This is a genomic window from Dietzia sp. NCCP-2495 (assembly GCF_026011735.1).
Taxonomy (GTDB): Bacteria; Actinomycetota; Actinomycetes; order Mycobacteriales; family Mycobacteriaceae; genus Dietzia.
The window spans coordinates 1-14189 of record NZ_BRVN01000026.1; the positions used below are offsets into that span (position 1 = coordinate 1).

General features: G+C 68.8%; 14 protein-coding genes. 9 read left to right on the plus strand and 5 right to left on the minus strand.

The window, feature by feature from the left end; translation table 11 throughout:
* The first annotated feature begins 232 nt into the window (after positions 1-232).
* Positions 233-505 (plus strand): hypothetical protein, encoded by a 273-nt coding sequence (locus OPF83_RS15375; RefSeq protein WP_264888479.1) that lies wholly within the window; start codon positions 233-235, stop codon positions 503-505.
* A gap of 66 nt (positions 506-571) precedes the next feature.
* Here the strand turns inward: OPF83_RS15375 and OPF83_RS15380 are convergent, their stop codons facing one another.
* Positions 572-1630 (minus strand): NAD(P)-dependent alcohol dehydrogenase, encoded by a 1059-nt coding sequence (locus OPF83_RS15380; RefSeq protein WP_264888481.1) that lies wholly within the window; start codon positions 1628-1630, stop codon positions 572-574.
* A gap of 442 nt (positions 1631-2072) precedes the next feature.
* On the opposite strand from OPF83_RS15380, the gene OPF83_RS15385 reads away from it, so the two are divergent.
* From OPF83_RS15385 to OPF83_RS15400, 4 genes are read left to right on the plus strand one after another with little or no spacing between them, the layout of a single operon-like run.
* Complete coding sequence (locus OPF83_RS15385) at positions 2073-3779, plus strand: AMP-binding protein (protein WP_264888482.1); 1707 nt, start codon at positions 2073-2075, stop codon at positions 3777-3779.
* On the plus strand, positions 3779-4774 hold the full coding sequence (locus OPF83_RS15390) for an LLM class flavin-dependent oxidoreductase (protein WP_264888483.1): 996 nt from the start codon (positions 3779-3781) through the stop codon (positions 4772-4774). Before OPF83_RS15385 ends, OPF83_RS15390 begins: the two co-directional genes overlap by 1 nt.
* 39 nt (positions 4775-4813) lie before the next feature.
* The gene (locus tag OPF83_RS15395; RefSeq protein WP_264888484.1) at positions 4814-5194 is read left to right on the plus strand and encodes a hypothetical protein; all 381 of its coding nucleotides are present in this window, start codon (positions 4814-4816) and stop codon (positions 5192-5194) included.
* A gap of 17 nt (positions 5195-5211) precedes the next feature.
* Entirely contained in the window at positions 5212-5652 is a 441-nt protein-coding gene (locus OPF83_RS15400) for a hypothetical protein (protein WP_264888485.1), read from the plus strand.
* Positions 5653-5658: 6 nt separating this feature from the next.
* Here the strand turns inward: OPF83_RS15400 and add are convergent, their stop codons facing one another.
* From add to OPF83_RS15415, 3 genes are all read right to left on the minus strand, one after another.
* Positions 5659-6645 carry an adenosine deaminase gene (gene add, locus OPF83_RS15405; protein ID WP_264888486.1) on the minus strand — a complete coding sequence of 329 codons (987 nt, stop codon included), beginning with the start codon at positions 6643-6645 and terminating at the stop codon, positions 5659-5661.
* Entirely contained in the window at positions 6642-8114 is a 1473-nt protein-coding gene (locus OPF83_RS15410; RefSeq protein WP_264888487.1) for a sodium:alanine symporter family protein, read from the minus strand. The genes add and OPF83_RS15410 overlap by 4 nt, the downstream gene beginning before the upstream one ends.
* 111 nt (positions 8115-8225) lie before the next feature.
* Positions 8226-9788: a hypothetical protein gene (locus tag OPF83_RS15415; RefSeq protein WP_309297798.1), complete on the minus strand. Its 1563-nt coding sequence runs from the start codon at positions 9786-9788 to the stop codon at positions 8226-8228.
* 265 nt (positions 9789-10053) lie between these two features.
* On the opposite strand from OPF83_RS15415, the gene OPF83_RS15425 reads away from it, so the two are divergent.
* Positions 10054-10944, plus strand: a complete 891-nt coding sequence (locus OPF83_RS15425; protein ID WP_264888489.1) for a patatin family protein — start codon at positions 10054-10056, stop codon at positions 10942-10944.
* Positions 10945-11002: 58 nt separating this feature from the next.
* On the opposite strand, the gene OPF83_RS15430 is transcribed toward OPF83_RS15425, so the two are convergent.
* Complete coding sequence (locus tag OPF83_RS15430) at positions 11003-11152, minus strand: hypothetical protein (protein ID WP_264888490.1); 150 nt, start codon at positions 11150-11152, stop codon at positions 11003-11005.
* A gap of 237 nt (positions 11153-11389) precedes the next feature.
* On the opposite strand from OPF83_RS15430, the gene OPF83_RS15435 reads away from it, so the two are divergent.
* The 3 genes from OPF83_RS15435 to OPF83_RS15445 all read left to right on the plus strand — a co-directional run bounded on the left by OPF83_RS15435 (position 11390) and on the right by OPF83_RS15445 (position 14139).
* A complete protein-coding gene (locus OPF83_RS15435) occupies positions 11390-11572 on the plus strand; it encodes a hypothetical protein (RefSeq protein WP_264888491.1) in 183 nt (60 codons plus the stop codon).
* A gap of 93 nt (positions 11573-11665) precedes the next feature.
* On the plus strand, positions 11666-13360 hold the full coding sequence (locus OPF83_RS15440; RefSeq protein WP_264888492.1) for a nitrite/sulfite reductase: 1695 nt from the start codon (positions 11666-11668) through the stop codon (positions 13358-13360).
* Positions 13357-14139, plus strand: coding sequence for a phosphoadenylyl-sulfate reductase (locus tag OPF83_RS15445; protein WP_264888494.1), 783 nt, complete (start codon positions 13357-13359; stop codon positions 14137-14139). Before OPF83_RS15440 ends, OPF83_RS15445 begins: the two co-directional genes overlap by 4 nt.
* The last annotated feature ends 50 nt before the right edge of the window (positions 14140-14189 follow it).

Consider the following 14189-nt stretch of genomic DNA (forward strand, 5'->3'; position numbering starts at 1 on the left):
AGCCGAGTTACTGGGCTGGTCGGTGGGCGGAATTCAAGAGGATTTGGCGCCTTAGCTGGAAGCCGCCCGAAACTCGGATAACGATGGCCCTCTCGGTGATCATGATCGTCGTCAGACTCATCATGACGTACTTCGAAAGCTATTCGTGATCAACTAGGCGCTGGCGTAGGTGCAGCGGTCGGCTCGTATTTTGGCCAGAAGGCTGGCGACAAGGCTTAAGAGGAGTTTGTTGATGACCGGTCCGAGTGAGGACTTTGGCCACCGTGAAGGCCGTGAGACTCTGGGCCAGTCGGAGGATCGAGGCGTTCCCTACGAGTACCCCTCGCTCGATGAGCAGCCGGGCTATTGGGCTCGCTGGTGGGTGGAATTCAAAAAGCGGCTGCGTCAAAGCTGGGACAATGATCCTGTGAGTCGGGTAACGCTGATCCTCTCAGCGATCGTGTTCTTCGGCATGACTATCTGGGGATTGATCAACAAGTATTTGGTGCCGTTAGTGTTTCCATGAGGATGACGTGGTCCAGCGTTGTCGTCTTCCTCTCTTTCCTTTTCGCCCTGCGGCTAGACCTCGCGGTCAGAAGGTCTTGGCGTCGATCACGAACCGGTAGCGCACATCTGAGCTGACCACGCGGTCGTAGGCTTCGTTGATCTTGTCCGCCGAGATGAGTTCGATCTGCGCGGTGATGCCGTGCTCGGCGCAGAAGTCGAGCATCTCCTGGGTCTCGGGGATGCCGCCGATCATCGAGCCGGTGAGGATCTTGCGGCCGCCGGTCACCGAGCCCGCGCGCAGCGACATGGGCTCGCTCGGGATCCCGATCTCGACCATCACCCCACGTGGGCGGAGGGCGGCCAGGTAGCGGTCCAGTGGCAGGTTCGCGGACACCGTGTTGAGGATGACGTCGAAGCTCCCGCGCAGAGACCGGAGAGTCTGCATGCCCTCCTCACCTGCGGTCGCGTAGTGCTCCACGGCGCCGAACTTCAGTGAATCCTCGCGCTTGGAGGTGGTCTGCGACAAGACTGTGACCTCGGCGCCCATCGCCACGGCGAGTTGCACGCCCACGTGTCCGAGCCCGCCCATGCCGATCACCGCGACTTTTGAACCAGGGCCGACGTTCCACTGCCGTAGCGGCGAGAACATGGTGACACCCGCGCACAGCAGTGGTGTGGCGGCTGCCGGATCCAGGTCCTCGGGTACGGAGACGACCATGCGCTCCTCCACCACGATGTGTGTCGAATATCCGCCCTGCGTGGTGGTGCCCTCGACCGAGTCCTCGGGCAGCGGGGAGCCGTAGGTCATGACGGCCCCGCGCTCGCATTCCTGCTCCTGGCCGGCCTCGCATGAGGAGCACTCGTGGCACGCGCCCACCATGCAGCCGACGCCCACGCGGTCGCCGACCGAGTGCCGGGTGACCTCCGAGCCGACCTCGCGGACGATGCCGACGATCTCGTGGCCCGGCGTGGTGGGGTACACGGTTCGCCCCCACTCGCCGCGCGCGTGGTGGATGTCGGAGTGGCAGATGCCGGCGAACTCGGTCTCGATGAGCACGTCCAGCGGGCCGGTGTCGCGGCGGTGGATGGTGGTCTTCTCCAGCGGTGCGTCCGGTGCGATCGCGGTGACGGCGGCGACGTCCATGTTGCTCTCCCAGGGGTCGAGGCGAGTGGTCCTTCCGCCACAGTAATGATTTGCGGCATCTCCCACCGGCGGCCTGGCGCCTCTCACCCGCGGCCTCCCGCCACTCGCCGGCAGCGCGGTCGCCCGAACAGGGGACCTCCGGACCAGTAGCCGTCACTCCGGTACGTTTTTCGAGAAATCCACCTGGGAGAACGCTGACCGGAGTGACGGCTGAGGCCGAGCAGGGGGCGCGGAGGCCGAGCAGGGGGCGCTGAGGCCGAGCAGGGGGCGCTGAGGCCGAGCAGGGGGCGCTGAGGGCGAGCGGGGGAGTCGCTGCGAGCGTGCAGAGGAGTCAGCACCAGCACCAGGCATTTCGGCAAGTCCTGACGTCTGTCAGCGGAGTTGACTATGATACACATCACACCCCTCCGAGATTCCCCCCAGTGACCCCGAAGGACCCTCCATGGCCGACACCGTCCGCGCCCAGCTCCTCCGCCACGCCGAGTCGGACGTGCCCGCGATCCGCTACGAGGACACCTCGATTACCTGGCGTGACTACCTCGCCGGCGCGGCCAAGCGTGCGGGCGCGATCGAGGAGGTCCTGCGCGGGGTGTGGACGCACAACACGCACGGCATCGGCAGCGGTCCCCGGCACGTGGCCACGCTGCTGGAGAACACCCCGGAGATGCTGTATGCCCTGGCAGCGGGCGCGCTCGGGGGATACGTGACGGTCGGCCTCAACGCCACCCGCCGCGGCGAGAGCTTGGCGCGCGACATCCGCCGGTCCGACTGCCAGGTCATCCTCACCGATTCGGAGCTCAAGCACCTGCTCGACGGCCTGGACCTGGGCCAGACGACCGTGATCGACACGGACTCGACCGAGTGGGCGGCGCTGGTCGAGGCCGCGCAGGCGCCCGCGGACCCGCCGGAGGTCACGGCGCAGGACCCGTTCATGCTCATCTTCACCTCGGGCACCTCGGGCGACCCCAAGGCGGTGCAGGTCGGCAACTTCACGGTGACCATGTCCGGGGAGAACCTGGCGGACCGGTTCGACCTGACCCCGGACGACGTGACGTACCTGTCCATGCCGTTGTTCCACTCCAACGCGATCATGGGCGGGTTCTCGCCGGCCATCGCGGCGGGCGCGACCATGGCGCTGGCCCGCCGGTTCAGCGCGACCCGCTTCGGCGAGGACCTGCGCCGCTACGGCGTGACCTACATGAACTACGTGGGAAAGCCGCTCGCCTACATCCTCGACACCCCGCCCCGACCCGACGACGCGGACACGACCCTGCGCGTGGCGTTCGGCAACGAGGCGGCGCCCAAGGACATCCCGGCCTTTGCCGAGCGCTTCGGCTGCACGGTCGTGGACGCCTACGGCTCGACCGAGCTGGCGATCATCGTCGTCCGCACCGAACACTCACCGCTGACGTCCATCGGGGAGCCGTTCCCGGGGGTCGCCGTGTACGACCCCGTCACCGGGGTCGAATGTCCCCGCGCGATATTCGACGACGACGGCGCCGTGACCAATCTCGACGAGTGTGTCGGTGAACTCGTGAACTCTGAGGGCGCCGGATTCTTCGCCGGCTACTACAACGACGAGCAGGCCACCTCGGACCGCATGCGCGACGGCATGTACTGGTCCGGCGACCTGGCCTACCGCGACGCCGACGGGCACATCTACCTGGCCGGACGCACCGGGGACTGGCTGCGCGTGGACGGAGAGAACCTCGCGACCGGCATCGTCGAGGAGATCATCCTCCGTCACCCGGCCACGTCCCGCGTCGCGGTGTACGGGCTGCCCGATCCGCGCGGGGTGGGTGACCAGCTGGCCGCGGCGATCGTCCCCCGACACGACAGCACGCTCGACCCCGAGGAATTCCGTGAGTTCCTCGCCGCCCAGCCAGACCTGTCGCCCAAGGCGTGGCCACGCTGGGTCCGGATCGCCCGCGACCTGCCCACCACCGCCACCAACAAGGTCCTCAAGCGCGAGCTGATCCGGCAGGGCGTGGGCCACGTCGGTGGGTCGGACGCGGACGGGCCTGACGCAGCCGGGCCTGACGCAGCCGGACGGGACACTGCCGGGCCCGACACCTGGTGGGAGCGCGAGGAACGGGGCACCGCCTACTCGCACCTGGCGGGACCGGTGAACGCGCCGAGCGCGAGCTGATGGTCTACGTCGTCACGCGCTTCGACTTCCGGGCGCCCGGCGCCGGGCCGGGGGAGCGCCGCGACCGCTACCGCGCGGCTCTGGACCTGGCCAGCTACGCCGAGGAGACCGGGCACGACGCGATCAACCTGTCCGAGCACCACGGCTCGGCCGACGGCTACCTGCCGTCCCCGCTCGTCGTGGCCCCGGCCGTCGCGGCGGTGACGTCGACGATCCCGATCTCGGTGTGGGCACTCAACGCGCCGCTGTATGACCCGGTCCGCCTGGCCGAGGACATCGCGGTGCTCGACCACCTCTCGGCGGGCCGAATCAGCTACACGTTCGGGATCGGCTACCGGCCATCCGAGTACGCGCTGCACTCCCGGCAGTGGCGAGGGCGCGGCGCCCGGCTCGAGGCGATGCTCGAGACCATGCTCGCCGCGTGGCGGGGCGAGGCCGTGGGCGACGAGCCGGCGGACGGCTCCCCGCGGCAGACCGTCACCCCGCCGCCGTACAGCCAGCCGCACCCGCTGATCTTCCTCGGAGGCGGGGCGGCAGCCGCGCGGCGGGCCGGGCGACTGGGCATGCACTACCAACCGCAACTCGACGATCCCGCCCTCGAGACGCTCTACCGGGACGAATGCGCCGCCCACGGGCGGAAGCCGGGCCTCGTCGTCGTCCCCGTTCCCGGACCCGCGACGGTGTTCTGCGCCGCCGACCCGGACCGGTTCTGGGCGGACCACGGCCCCCACCTCCTCGCCGACGCGCGCGGATACCGGGAGTGGCACGTGGGCGAGGAGCGCGGCTCGTTCGTGCAGTCCGACGCCCGCACCGTCGATGAACTGCGCGCCGAGGGCGTCTACGTGGTGGCCACGCCCGAGGACCTGGTGCGGCGGGTGCGCGACGGCGAGCTCGGGCTCATCACGTGCCACCCGCTGTGCGGCGGCATGCCGATCGAGGCGGCGTGGGAGTCGATGGAGCTCCTGGGCGAGAAGGTGCTGCCGCGGATCCGGTGAAGGGCGCGCGCCGCCGCCGACGGCCGTAGTCTCGTGGCCATGAGGTACGAGACCGCGAAGACCGTGAAGTACTGGGCCATGCCCGCCGCTCTGGGCGCGATGGGCGTGCTGCACTTCGTGGCGCCGAAGCCCTTCGACGGGTTGATCCCGCCCGAGCTCCCCGGCAGCCGTCGTGCCTGGACCTACGGCTCCGGTGTCGCCGAGCTCGCGGTGGCCGGCCTGCTCGCGCGCCCGGACACGCGCGCGCTGGGCGGGGCGGCGGCAACGGCCCTGTTCGTGGGCGTGTTCCCCGGAAATCTGCAGATGGTGCGCGCATACCGCAATAAGCCTGTCTGGCCCCACAAAGTCGTCGCATGGGGCCGGCTGCCGCTGCAGATCCCGATGATCCTCGCTGCAGACAAGATCCGCCGCGGGGCGTGAACGTACGGGGCCCGAGTGTGGGGCTAGTCCTGGCGGCGGCGGGCTCGGCGATCCTGGTCGTCGCCGTGGGGGTGGCGATCATCCTGCTGCTCCGGGGTCCCGGGGACGACGGCGCGGGGGCCGGCGCGGGGGCGGCACCCGCCACCTCGGACCCGGCCGGGGCGGGGTCGTCGTCGGCGGTCGACCCCGACGCGCCGCCCGGGGTCCTCGAACAGTGCAGTGACGACGGCGGACCGACCCTGCCGCGCTCTGGCCGGGGGACAGACGCCACCAGCTGCGCGTTCGCCGTCGCGGTGCACGAGGCGTACTTCCGCACGGCCCGCCCCGGCGACCCCGCGCAGGTCGAGGCGGTGAGTCCGACGACCGGCCAGAGCTACCAGATGGGCTGCATCGAGAACCACAATAACGGCGGCATCATCTGCCGGGGCGGGGACAATGCGGTGGTGTTCCTGTACTGAGCCCCGTCACCCCGCCAGCGTGCGGCTCTTGACCTCCTCGGGCGCGAACGACGCCTCGATCGACGTGCGCGCGCACCGGGTGAGCACCTCGCGCGGCACGCCCGTCCGCTCCTCGGCAAGCACGTACTCGTCCACCACGTCGGCACCGAACAGCAGCGGGTCGTCGGCATTGATCGAGCACCGCACGCCGGCCTCGAGCAGCCGCGGCAGCGGGTGCTCCTCCAGCGAGGGGTACACGTCCAGCACGACGTTTGAGGTCGGGCACACGTCCAGGCAGGTCCCGCGCTCGGCCAGAAGCTCCAGCACCCTGGGGTCCTCCACCGCGCGCACGCCGTGCTGGATCCGGTCCACGCCCAGCTCGAGTGCCGCCCGCACCTCCTCGGGCCCGGCGAGCTCGCCCGCGTGCGGCACCACCCCGAGCCCGGCCTCGCGCGCGATCGCGAACGCCCCGGCCGCGTCGGCCACGGGGTTGCCGCGCTCGTCCGCGACCAGACCCACCGCGACCACGCCGCGGTCGGCGAACCGCGCGGCAAGCCGGGCGGCCTCCAGTGCGTGCTCGGGCCCGGCGCCCCGGTCGATGCTCACGATCGCCCCGGTCCACACACCGTGCCGACGACCGGCTTCGATCGCGGTGGGCAGGATGAACTCGAGCGCGTCCTCGGCGCTGCCGAACGCCGCCGCCTTCTCGGGGATCGACGCGAACTCCAGCGCCACCACGCCCTGCGCGGCCGCGTCGGCCATCACCTCGTCGAGCAGCCTCGCCACGCGCTCCGGGGTGCGCAGGAGGCCGATCAGGACGCCGTACGCGGCGAGGAACCGCGTGAAATCCGGATAGCTGACCAGCGGGGGAACGGCGATGCCGTCGTCGCTGCACCACTGCCTCAGCGTGGACTCCCGCATGGCCGCCTCGAGGTGCACGTGCAGGTGCGCCTTGGGCAGGCCGGAGTAGAACTCCCGCGCGGTCATCGCGCCCGCGGGATGCTCCGTCGTCACGCCTTCGGCTCGACGTCGCGCGCCTCGTCGGCGACGGGCTGGTGGGTCATGGGGTCGGAGCCGTCCCACGAGGAGACGTTGCGCGCCTTGGGCAGGTCGTCGCGGTGGAACACGGGGTTGTGGCCCTTGGCCTTCTGCTGCAGGTAGTGCTGCAGCAGCGCCACGGCCAGGCCGCCGAGCGGGATGATCGCGACGAGGTTGAGGGTGGCCATGAAGCCCATGAACAGGTCGGCGAGGTTCCAGATGAGGTCCACCGAGCCGAGGCAGCCGCCGAGCACGGCGAGCATGACGAGGACCCGGAACACGGTGAGCGCCATGGGGTTCTCACGGAGGAAGCGGATGTTGGCCTCGCCGTAGTACGAGTTGCCGAGAATCGAGGAGAACGCCAGGAAGAAGATGACGACCATGAGGAACGGCACGCCCCAGTCGCCGACCTGCGCGGCGAGCGAGTCCTGGGTGAGCGTGATGCCCTCGCGGTCGCCGCCGAACTCGGGGTTCGAGAGCAGGATGATGAACGCCGTGGCCGAGCAGACGACGAGGGTGTCAAAGTAGACGCCGAGCGCCTGGACGAGTCCCTGCTTGACGGGGTGGGAGACCGATGCGGTGGCGGCAGCGTTGGGCACCGAGCCCATGCCGGCCTCGTTGGAGAACAGTCCGCGGCGCATGCCCTGCATGATGGCCGCGCCGACGGCGGCGCCCGCGACCTCGCGCAGGCCGAGGGCGTGACCGACGATGAGCGAGATCATCTCGGGGACCTCCGAGATGTTGAGCGCCACGACGACCAGTGCCACCACGATGTAGGCGACGGCCATGAGCGGGACGACGATCTCGGTGACGGCGGACAGTCGGCGGACGCCGCCGAAGATGACGACGCCGGTGAGCGCGGCGAGGATCGCGCCGATCACCAGTCCGGCGCCGACGCCTTCGCCGAGGCTGAACTGGTTACGCACGGACTGGGAGATGGAGTTGGCCTGGACGGCGTTGAAGACGAAGCCGTAGGTCACCGTGATGATGACCGCGAACACGACGGCGACGGGCTTCCAGCCCAGGCCGTCGCGGATGTAGTAGGCGGGGCCGCCGATGTAGGAGTCCTTGCCTCTGACCTTGTAGAGCTGGGCCAGCGTGGACTCGACGAAGGCGGTGGCGCCGCCGACGATCGCGAGCAGCCACATCCAGAACACCGCACCCGGCCCGCCGACCGTGATGGCGATCGCGACGCCGGCGACGTTGCCGGTGCCCACGCGCGAGGCCGCGGAGATGGTGAAGGCGCGGAAGGCCGAGATGCCCTTCTTGCCCTCCTCGATCTCTGCGGGCTTCTCGACGATCGTCCTGAGCATCTCCGGGAACATCCGGATCTGCACGATGAGCGTGGTGAGCGAGAACCAGAGTCCGGCGATCACCAGCAGGGCGATCACGAGGTACCAGTAGACGTCGTTGACGGAGGCGACGGCGGTGGCGAGAGAGTCCATCAGTCGACCCTAACCGCTGTCTGTGTGATGCGTCTCATCTCCCGGGGGAGAAAATGCACGCACCCCGCCCCCGACGACCGTCGGGGGCGGGGTGCTTGCCTGGCGGCCTGTTCAGCTACCGAGCGAGCCGAACATGTTCCCGAAGAGGTCGCGGAGGGATCCCATGAACCCGCCGTCGTCACCGGGCGTGGGCGGGGTCGTGCCACCCTTGCCGATGTTCACCGTGAGCAGGCTGCTGTCGACGGGCTTGAAGCGGTCGTCGCCGACCGTCGCGCCCGTGTACTTGACCTGGTAGCGGTAGGTGGCGTCGCCCTCGGGCACCGAGTCGGTGAACGTGGCGGTCTTGTTGGTGATCGCCACCGGCTCGCCGACCGCCTCGCCGTCGCGGTAGGACTGGGCCGTGGCCCCGGTGGGGTAGCTGCGGTCGGGCGTGGTGGTGAAGCTGGCCTTGATGGTCACTGGGACGTTGCCGTCGGCCGCGGCGCCCTGCTCGGCGAAGAGGACGACCGACGAGGTGATGTCGTTGAATACCCTGGGCGAGATGGTGAGGGTAGTGGAGCCCTCGCTGCCGCGGTAGACGTTCTTCGTGTCGGGGACGCGGGTCTCGGTGACGACGGCCTTGTAGACGTAGTCCTTCGCCGTGCCGCCCTCCTCGATCGCAGGGACAGAGTCGGTGACGGTGGCACTGCCGCCGGAGATCGCGACGGGCTCACCCATGGCGACGCCGTCCTTGTAGAACTCCACCTTGACGGCACCGGGGATGGTCGACGACGGGGTGGACCTGACGTTGGCGGTGACGGTGACCGGGACGTTGCCGCCCGCCTCAGTGCCCTTGGTGGCCGTGACCGTGGTGGCGGTGTCGTAGTAGTTGAGGATCTCCCGCACGACGGTGAACGTGGTCGGCGCGCTCTCGCTGGGCTTGATCGAGTTGGGCACCCCTGCGTACTTGGCGTGGACCTGATACGCCTTGGACGTCTCGCCCTCGGCCAGGGCCGGAAAGTCGTGGGTGATCGAGGCGACGCCCGTCGAGTTGGGGTTGGCCTCGCCGATCTTGGTCTCGCCGATGTAGAACTCGACCTTGCCGTCGTCGATGGTCGACGCGGACGCGCCCGGGACGGTGACCTTGGCGGAGATCGGCGTGCCGGTGGTCCCCGACTCCACCTGCCCGCCGGCGGTCATCGTGGTGGTGCTGTCGAGCTGGACGGCCTCGCCCTCGACACGCGTCGAGGTGAGGGTGGCGGGGGTGGCGCCGGAAGCGCAGAAGATGTTGCGGTTGCCGGTACCCTCGATCCACTGGATCGCGGACGCCGAGCCGCTGTTGTAAGCACTGTTGCCGGTCTTGCCAACAGCCTTCGGGGACACCGAGATCGTGGTTCCGGCAGCGCTCACGGGTGCCAACATCGTGACCTTGACCTTGGGCAGACGGAATGCTGTATTGGACTCCACGACGATTCCGCGGTTATTGCCGTACTGAGAGCTGTTCGAGCCCCAATAGCCGGACTGTCCGCCCCAGATCCGGGCGAAGGATCCGTTCGCGTCGGTATTGCCGGCGCTGTTGGTGCGCACCACGGCGAGGGCGTCGGGACTGGTGGGTGTCGTGATCCCCTGCTCCCCTCCTGCGAGCGATACACCGATGATTGTCGCGTTGGTGGGAAGTGCGAAATCGTAGGTCAACCGGGCGAATCTGTCGGTGCCCGAGGTCATCGTCCCCGGCTGGAGGAACACGTCGAAGGTTTGACCGGGTGCGACGGTCTCGGGATACGTGACATCGACGTCGTCTGGGTAGTTCGGTGGGGTCCAGTGGCGGCCAGGGCTCGGCCGGGCCCGCCGGGTCCGCCACCTCGGTCGGTTCGCTGACGGGCGGCAGCGCCGGGGCCTGACCGCGGGCGCGATCGGCGTCGCGGCAAGCGGGTCCGCGTCGCCGCATAGGCTGGTGTGCGTGACCGTTCTCGCCCCGACCGCGCCCGACATCGCCGTCCTGTTCGAGGGCGGCGGGATGCGGGCGGTGCACACGGCCGGCGTCGTGGAGACACTCATCGAGGCGGGCATCCACACCGGGCTAGCCGCCGGTATCTCGGCAGGTGCCTCCCACCTGGCCAACTACGTCTCGCGGGACGCCGTGCGGGCGCGCAAGAGCTTCGTGGAATTGGCCGCGGACCCGAACTTCGGCGACTGGCGCAGCTTCGCCCGCGGCAAGGGCCTGTTCAACGCCGAGTACATCTACGAGCAGGCGGGGCTGCCCGATCAGGTCCTCCCGTACGACTTCGAGACGTTCTCCGCGAGCGGTACCGAGGCGCGGATCGGGACGTTCCGCTGCTCTGACGGCGAGACCGTCTTCTGGGGCGAGGACGACATCACGTCGATGGGCGACCTCATGCGGATGGTCCGCTCGTCGTCGACGATGCCGGTGTGGATGCCGCCAGTGCTCATCGACGGCGAGTACTACGTCGACGGGGCGCTGGGCCACGACGGAGGGGTCCCGCTGTCGGTGGCTCGCGACGCGGGATACGAGAGGTTCCTGGTGGTGCTGACCCAGCCGCACGGGTATCGCAAGATTCCGCCGCGTCGGCTGACGCCGTTCTATCGCTCCTATTTCCGCCGGTTCCCGGCGGTGGGGGAGGCGCTGATGCACCGTTGGGCCCTCTACAACGAGACCCTCGACGAGATCGAGGCGTTGGAGGAATCGGGTGACGCTTTGGTCTTCCGTCCGCACCGGGTGATGATCCGCAGCTACGAGCGCCGGGTCGACCGTCTCGCCGAGGCCTACGTCCTCGGTCGCGAGCAGGCCAGGCGCGAGGTCGACACTTGGCTCGACTTCTGCGGCCTGTAGGACCCCCGGAAATGCGAGACGCCCCGGTGGCGAACCACCGGGGCGTGCCGAGTCGGGGTCAGGAGCCGAACAGGGCCGCGCCACCACTGAGGGTGCCGAGTACGTAGGCCGGGAGGCGCAGAAGGCCGTCGATCGCGGCCGAACCGAACGGCGCGGGGATGAGCTCGGCCGAGCCGACTGCAAGTCCTGCCCAGAAATCAGAGAACATGGTGTGCCCTTTCGACGAGACGCCCACCCGTTGTGGGCTACACCACACGAGGCTACAAGCGGTTCTCGCGGCACGCCACCGATGAATCGTGACCTTTCCGCACCCTAAGTAAAGGCCTAACCGTTTTGCTGCACAGTTTCCACTTTATGAAGAAATGTCTAGGCTCGAGATGGGGCGTCTGGCGTACGAATCCACCGACGAGATGGGTCGTCGGATCAGCTCCGGAAGGAGTTCGTGATGTGGGGCAGTCTTGTGGATTTCGCCGGTTCGACCATCAACGCGGCCGGCAGCCTGGTTCAGGATTCCGGCTCGACGCTCGTCGATTCCGCCACGTTCCTCCCGTACCACGTCGTCCAGATCCTCTGGGGCACCGTGTTCGGCATCGCGGGGGATCTCGGGTCGACCTTGCCGATGGCGTGACCTCGACGTCGCCTGGGTGACGACGGGCGGACGGGGGGTCGGTTAGGTCACCCTGGATAGACAGACCAGTCTGTTCTGACTATTGTCGCGAGCATGACCGACACCGCAGCCGCCTCTCGCCCCGCCCGTCCCGCGCGCGCTCCCAAGCCCAAGGGTCAGTGGAAGATCGACGGCAAGCTCCAGCTCAACCACAACGAGGAGTTCAAAGCCGAGGACGATGCGCTCAACGTGCGCCAGCGCATCATCGACGTGTACTCCAAGGAGGGGTTCGACTCGATCCCCTCGGATGACCTCTCCGGCCGCTTCCGGTGGATGGGCCTCTACACCCAGCGCAAGCAGGGTATTTCGGGTGCACGTACCTCGAAGCTCGAAGCGGACGAGCTGCAGGACAAGTACTTCATGATGCGGGTGCGCATCGACGGTGGCGCGTTGACGACCGAGCAGCTCCGCGTGGTCGCCGGCGTCTCCACGGAGTTTGCTCGCAACTCCGCCGACATCTCTGACCGGCAGAACGTCCAGTACCACTGGATTCGGATCGAGGACGTCCCGGAGATCTGGCGTCGCTTCGACGAGGTTGGACTCACCACCATGGAGGCCTGCGGCGACTGCCCGCGTGTCGTCCTGGGTAGCCCGGTCGTCGGCATCGCTGCGGACGAGATCATCGATCCCACGCCGGCGATCCAGGAGATCAAGGACAAGTACATCGGGAGCCCCGAGTTCTCGAACCTGCCCCGTAAGTACAAGACCGCGTTCACCGGCCACCCCAGCCTCGACGTGGTCCACGAGATCAACGATATCGCCTTTGTGGGCGTTGTTCACCCCGAGCTCGGCGCGGGCTATGACTTGTGGGTCGGTGGCGGACTGTCCACCAACCCGCAGCTCGCGCAGCGCCTCGGGACCTTCGTCCGTCCGGAGGAGGCGGTTGAGGTGTGGCACGGCGTGACCAGCCTCTTCCGCGATTACGGCTACCGCGCCCAGCGCACGCGGAACCGTCTCAAGTTCCTCGTCAAGGACTGGGGCGTGGAGAAGGTCCGTCAGGTGCTTCAGGACGAGTACCTCGGCCGAGAGCTGGCTGATGGCCCGGCTCCGGCCAAGGCGACGTCGCCCGGCGACCACATCGGGGTGTTCGAGCAGAAGGACGGCCGCTTCTTCGTGGGCGCCACCACCACAGTCGGCCGGGCCGGCGGTGATGTCCTCGCGAAGGTCGCCGACCTCGCCGAGGCCGCGGGCTCGCAGCGGATCCGCTTCACCCCGCACCAGGGTGTTCTCGTGCTGGACGTTGAGGAGGACAAGGTCGAGGCCCTGATCGAGGGACTCGCGGCGGTCAACCTGCACGCCCGTCCCAGCTCGTTCCGTCGCTGGACCATGGCCTGCACCGGCATCGAGTACTGCAAGCTCGCCTTCGTCGACACCAAGGACTCGGCCACCGAGCTGGTCGCAGAGCTCGAGAAGCGCTTCGCGGGCGACGCTCCGCTGGAGACGCCGCTGTCGATCCACCTCAACGGGTGCCCGAACAGCTGCGCCCGCATCCAGACGGCTGACATCGGACTCAAGGGTCAGTTGCTCGACGGCGACACCCCGGGCTTCCAGGTCCACCTCGGTGGCGGCCTGGCTGCCAGCCACCGCGACGAGGGTGGCCTCGGCCGCACCGTCCGTGGCCTGCGCGTGAAGACCACGGACCTCGCCGATTACGTGGAGCGTGTGATCAGGAAGTACGTGGACAGCCGCGACGCCGGCGAGACGTTCGCCGAGTGGGCCCACCGGGCAGATGAGGAGGCACTCGTATGACCACAGTGAGCCTGGAACTGCTGCCCCGCAGCACGGTTCTCACCCCCGGCCCCGGTCGGAAGCGGACCACCGAAGAGCTCAAGGCCATCGCCGAGGACGCCGCCCGTCGCTTCGACGACCGGGGCATCTACGGCAAGTTCGAGGAGATTGACCCGAACGAGGTGCTGGCCTGGGCCGGCGAGACCTTTGGCGACGCCCTGGCCGTGGCCTGCTCCATGGCCAACACGGTGGTGCCCGAGATGACGGCGCCGCACGCCCCGGGCGTGGACGTGCTGTTCCTCGACACCGGCTACCACTTCTCCGAGACGGTCGGCGTGCGCGATGCACTCGCTGCGACGCCCGGCCTCAACGTCGTGGACGTCCGCAGCCCGGCGAGCATCGCCGAGCACGAGGCGGTCCTCGGCGCGAAGCCGTACGAGACCGACCCCGAACTGTGCTGCCGCCTGCGCAAGGTCGAGCCGCTCGATGCGGCGCTCTCGGGATACGAGGCCTGGATCACCGGCCTGCGCCGCGTGGACACGGATCACCGTGCGGGCGCCGCGATCGTCGAGTGGGACGAGAAGCATTCGATGATCAAGATCAACCCGCTGGTCGCGTGGACTCTCGAGCGCGTGCACAACTACGCGGCCGAACACGGGTGCCTGCTCAACCCGCTGCTCGACGACGGCTACCCGTCGATCGGCTGCGAGCCGTGCACCCGCCGCGTCGAGGCAGGCGCCGACCCCCGCTCGGGTCGCTGGGCCGGCTCCTCCAAGACCGAGTGCGGCATCCACCTGTGACTCTGTCGCCGGTCGGTCGCGCTCCGGCGCACGCTCCCGCTCCGGCGCAG

Excerpts from the sequence above, each read along its gene's own strand:
- OPF83_RS15375 (WP_264888479.1), top strand. The coding sequence starts at position 233 with ATGACCGGTCCGAGTGAGGACTTTGGCCACCGTGAAGGCCGTGAGACT.
- OPF83_RS15380 (WP_264888481.1), bottom strand. The coding sequence starts at position 1,630 with ATGGACGTCGCCGCCGTCACCGCGATCGCACCGGACGCACCGCTGGAG.
- OPF83_RS15385 (WP_264888482.1), top strand. The coding sequence starts at position 2,073 with ATGGCCGACACCGTCCGCGCCCAGCTCCTCCGCCACGCCGAGTCGGAC.
- OPF83_RS15390 (WP_264888483.1), top strand. The coding sequence starts at position 3,779 with ATGGTCTACGTCGTCACGCGCTTCGACTTCCGGGCGCCCGGCGCCGGG.
- OPF83_RS15395 (WP_264888484.1), top strand. The coding sequence starts at position 4,814 with ATGAGGTACGAGACCGCGAAGACCGTGAAGTACTGGGCCATGCCCGCC.
- OPF83_RS15410 (WP_264888487.1), bottom strand. The coding sequence starts at position 8,114 with ATGGACTCTCTCGCCACCGCCGTCGCCTCCGTCAACGACGTCTACTGG.
- OPF83_RS15430 (WP_264888490.1), bottom strand. The coding sequence starts at position 11,152 with ATGTTCTCTGATTTCTGGGCAGGACTTGCAGTCGGCTCGGCCGAGCTC.
- OPF83_RS15435 (WP_264888491.1), top strand. The coding sequence starts at position 11,390 with ATGTGGGGCAGTCTTGTGGATTTCGCCGGTTCGACCATCAACGCGGCC.
- OPF83_RS15440 (WP_264888492.1), top strand. The coding sequence starts at position 11,666 with ATGACCGACACCGCAGCCGCCTCTCGCCCCGCCCGTCCCGCGCGCGCT.
- OPF83_RS15445 (WP_264888494.1), top strand. The coding sequence starts at position 13,357 with ATGACCACAGTGAGCCTGGAACTGCTGCCCCGCAGCACGGTTCTCACC.